The organism is Streptomyces sp. ActVer (genome assembly GCF_027270795.1).
GTDB classification, from domain to species: Bacteria; Actinomycetota; Actinomycetes; order Streptomycetales; family Streptomycetaceae; genus Streptomyces; species Streptomyces umbrinus_A.
Window position 1 is genome coordinate 1 of the sequence record NZ_JAPWHT010000680.1, and the last position, 3,799, is coordinate 3,799.

The 3,799-nt window shown below is 71.4% G+C and carries 4 protein-coding genes; all 4 read left to right on the top strand.

What is annotated here, in order from left to right; translation table 11 throughout:
- Nucleotides 1-1,455, top strand: a 1,455-nt coding sequence (locus O3Q52_RS50325) for an ABC transporter substrate-binding protein (protein ID WP_269655120.1), incomplete at its 5' end; no start/stop codon positions are given.
- Between the two features lie 2 nt (nucleotides 1,456-1,457).
- On the top strand, nucleotides 1,458-2,414 hold the full coding sequence (locus tag O3Q52_RS50330; RefSeq protein ID WP_269655121.1) for an ABC transporter permease: 957 nt from the start codon (nucleotides 1,458-1,460) through the stop codon (nucleotides 2,412-2,414).
- On the top strand, nucleotides 2,411-3,310 hold the full coding sequence (locus O3Q52_RS50335; RefSeq protein ID WP_269655122.1) for an ABC transporter permease: 900 nt from the start codon (nucleotides 2,411-2,413) through the stop codon (nucleotides 3,308-3,310). The genes O3Q52_RS50330 and O3Q52_RS50335 overlap by 4 nt, the downstream gene beginning before the upstream one ends.
- On the top strand, nucleotides 3,310-3,799 hold a 490-nt coding region (locus tag O3Q52_RS50340), incomplete at its 3' end, for an ATP-binding cassette domain-containing protein (protein ID WP_269655123.1). The genes O3Q52_RS50335 and O3Q52_RS50340, both read left to right, overlap by 1 nt.

Here is a 3,799-nt window from a genome sequence, read left to right on the forward strand (position 1 = left end):
GACGCGATGGGCGGCAGCCCCGACCGCGGCGGCACCCTCCGCATCGCCCGGCCGCCCGCCTCCGACGCCGAGACCCTCGACCCGGCGAGCGCCCTGTCCGCGTACGAGTACCTGGGCGCCCTCTACAACCGCCTGGTCCGCGTCAGCGCCAACGGCGACCTGGTCCCCGACCTCGCCGAGTCCTGGGAGCCGGACGCCAAGGCCCGCACCTGGACCTTCCGCCTCCGCGCGGGCGTCACCTTCCACGACGGCCGGAAACTCACCTCCGCCGACGCCGCGTACACGCTGCGCCACATCCTCGCCAAGGAGACCGCGTCCCCGCAGGCGGCCGTCCTCGCCCCGCTCATCGACCCGGGGAAACTGCGGACTCCCGACGCCCGCACGCTCGTGGTGCCGCTCAAGACCCCCAACGCGGAGTTCCCGAGCCTCCTCACGCACTACAACTGCTACGTCATCCCCGACGGCAGCGCCCGCGGCATCGGCCGCACGGGCATCGGCACCGGCCCCTTCAAGCTGGAGTCGTTCGCGCCCGCGGGCCCGGGCCGCATCACCGCGTACGAGGACCACTGGGCGGGCCGCCCGGTCCTGGACGCCATCGACTTCTACTCCGTCGCCGACATGTCGGCCCGCTCGAACGCCCTGCTGGCAGGCCAGGTCGACCTCCTCTCGCAGACCAACCTGGACTTCGCGACCGCCCGTGTCGTAGCCGCCTCCGACCGCGCCACGATCGCCCGCGTCGAGAACGCCCAGTGGTACGTGCTGCCGATGCTGACGACGGAGAAGCCCTTCACCGACGTACGTGTCCGGCAGGCGATGAAGCTCGCCTACGACCCGGAACACGTCGTGAAGGTCGCGCTGCAGGGCGCGGGCACGGCCGGCTGGGACAACCCGGTGCCGCCGAGCGACCCCGCCCACATCACCGCGCACCCCAAGCACGACCCGGAACAGGCCCGGCACCTGCTGAAGAAGGCGGGCCACGAGGGCCTCACCGTCGACCTCTACACGTCCTCGTACGACCCGGTCTTCACGCCCATGGCGCTCGCCTACCAGGACTCGGCCAAGCGGGCCGGGATCCGGATCCGGGTGAAGACGGCCTCGGCGGACTCGTACTACACGCAGATCTGGATGAAGAAGCCGCTCATGGCCACCTACTGGTACACCGGCAGACCCGTCGACCAGCTCTTCACCCAGGTCTTCCGCAGCGGCTCCTCGTACAACGAGACCGCCTGGTCGGACAAGGCGTTCGACGCGCTGCTCGACCGGGCCCGGCAGGAGACCGACGACGAGCGGCGGCGCGAACTGTACGGCGAGGCGCAGACCTTCGTCATCGAGAAGGGCGGGGCGATGACCCCGATGTTCGCCGACCGGCTCGTCGGTATCTCGCGCAAGGTACGTGGATACGCCGAGCACGGCTTCGAGTTCGACTACCTCGGCATCGGCCTGAAGGGGGCCTGAGCATGTTCTCCTTCATCGCCCGCAGGGCGGGAGCCGCCGTGGGCACGCTGTTCCTCTCCTCCGTCCTCGTCTTCCTCGCCGTACAGGCCCTGCCCGGCGACGTCGCCACCCAGGTCCTCGGCAAGGACGCGACCCCGGACGCCGTCTCCGCCCTGCGCGAGAAACTGAAACTCGACCAGCCCGCCTGGGAGCGGTACATCGACTGGATCGGCGGCGCGCTGCACGGCGACTTCGGCCTCTCCCTCGTGTCCGGCAAGGCGGTCGGCGGCGAAGTCGGCCTGTACCTCGGCAACTCCGCGCTCATCGCCCTGGTGACCGTCCTCTTCGCCGTCACCGGCTCGATCGTCCTCGGCATCCTCGCGGGCCTGTACCGCGACCGCTGGCCGGACCACCTGATCTCCACCGTCAGCCTGGTCGGGATGGGCGTCCCCGAGTTCGTCGTCGCCACCGTCCTGGTGCTCTGCTTCTCCGTCGCCCTGCCGTGGTTCCCGGCGGTCGTCCTGTACGGCCCCGAGGCGAGCGTCGGCCAACTCATGCCCGCCGTATGGCTTCCGGCCCTCGCGCTCGCCGTCGTCATGGCCGCGTACATCGTCCGGATGGCCCGCACGTCCGTCATCGACGTCATGGCGACCGAATACGTCACCACGGCCCGCCTCAAGGGCCTGTCGACCTGGCGGGTCGTCACCCGGCACGCGCTGCCCAGCGCGCTGCTCCCGACGCTGCACGTCATCGCGCTGAACGTCGCGTGGCTGGCCGGCGGCGTCGCGGTCGTCGAGAACGTCTTCAACTACCCGGGCATCGGCAAGCTGATGCTCGCCTCGGTGCAGAACCGGGACCTGCCCGTCATCCAGGCCATCGCCCTGATCAGCGCGGTCGTGTACGTCGTCTGCAACCTCGCCGCCGACCTCGGCGCCATGGCCCTCAACCCCAAGCTCCGTACGCGCGGGAGGACCCGATGACCACCCTCGACACCCCGGCGCCGGCACCCGCCGTCCCCGTCGCACCACCCTCCGCGGCGGCCCGCGCCTGGCGCACGGTGCGCTCCTCGCGGGCGGCCACCATCGGCCTCGCCATCGTCGCCGTCCACGTCCTGATCGCGCTCCTGGCGCCGGTCCTCACCTCCTACGACCCCATCGCCAACAACGCCGACCAGGCGCTGCTCGGGCCGAGCTGGGAGCACTGGGCGGGCACCGACCAGTACGGCCGTGACGTCCTGGCACGCGTCCTGTACGGCGGCCGCTACGCCCTCGGCGTCTCCGTCGCCGCCACTCTCGTGACCCTGCTGATCGGCACGGTCGTGGGATGCGCCGCGGCCCTGCGCGGCGGCTGGTTCGACGACGTACTGGGCCGGATCCTCGACGCCGTCCTGTCCGTGCCGTCGGTCCTGGCGCTGCTGGTCATCGTCACCGCACTCGGCACCGGCCCCTCGGTCATCGTCCTCGCGATCGCCGTCGTGTACGTCCCCCAGGTCGTACGCGTCGTGCGGGGCGCCGCGCTGGCGGTCGTACCCGCCGACTACGTGACCGCGGCGCGCGCCAGGGGCGAGTCCACCTGGGCGATCCTGCGGCGCGAGATCCTGCCGAACATCACCGACGTCGTCTGCGTCGAGTTCGCCATGCGGGCCTCATGGGTCGTGCTGCTGATCTCCTCGCTGTCCTTCCTCGGTTTCGGCGCCGATCCGCCCACCCCGGACTGGGGCCTGATGGTCGCGGAGAACCGCACCGCCATCACCGTCGTCCCGATGGCGAGCCTCGCACCGATCATCGCCCTGGCCACCCTCGTGGTCGGGCTCAACCTCGCCGCCGACGGCCTGTCCAAGGCGTGGGGCGTCGACCGGATCAGGGAGGGGTCCTGATGACCGCGATCGTCTCCGTCACCGAGCTGTCGGTGGCCTATCGCTCGGGTGGCTCCGGCGGACGCGATGTGCCCGTGGTGTGTGAAGTGTCCCTCGACGTGCTGCCTGGGCAGACCCACGCGCTGGTCGGTGAGTCCGGCAGTGGCAAGTCGACCGTGGCAGCGACGCTGCTGGGGCACTTGCGGCACGGTTCGCGTGTGACGGGCGGTTCGGTGCGGGTCGACGGGGCTGACGTGTTCGCCCTGCCCGCAAGGGAGTTGAGGCGCCTGCGGGGAGGGACCGTCGCCATGGTCGCGCAGAACGCGGGGCACGCGCTCACCCCCTCCATGCGGATCGGACGGCAGATCGCGGAGGCGGGCGGAGACGTCCCCGTCGTGGACCTCCTCCAACAGGTCCGACTGCCCCGCCCCGCCGAACTCGCCCGCCGCTACCCGCACGAACTCTCCGGCGGCCAGCAGCAGCGCGTCGCCATCGCCATGGCCATCGCGG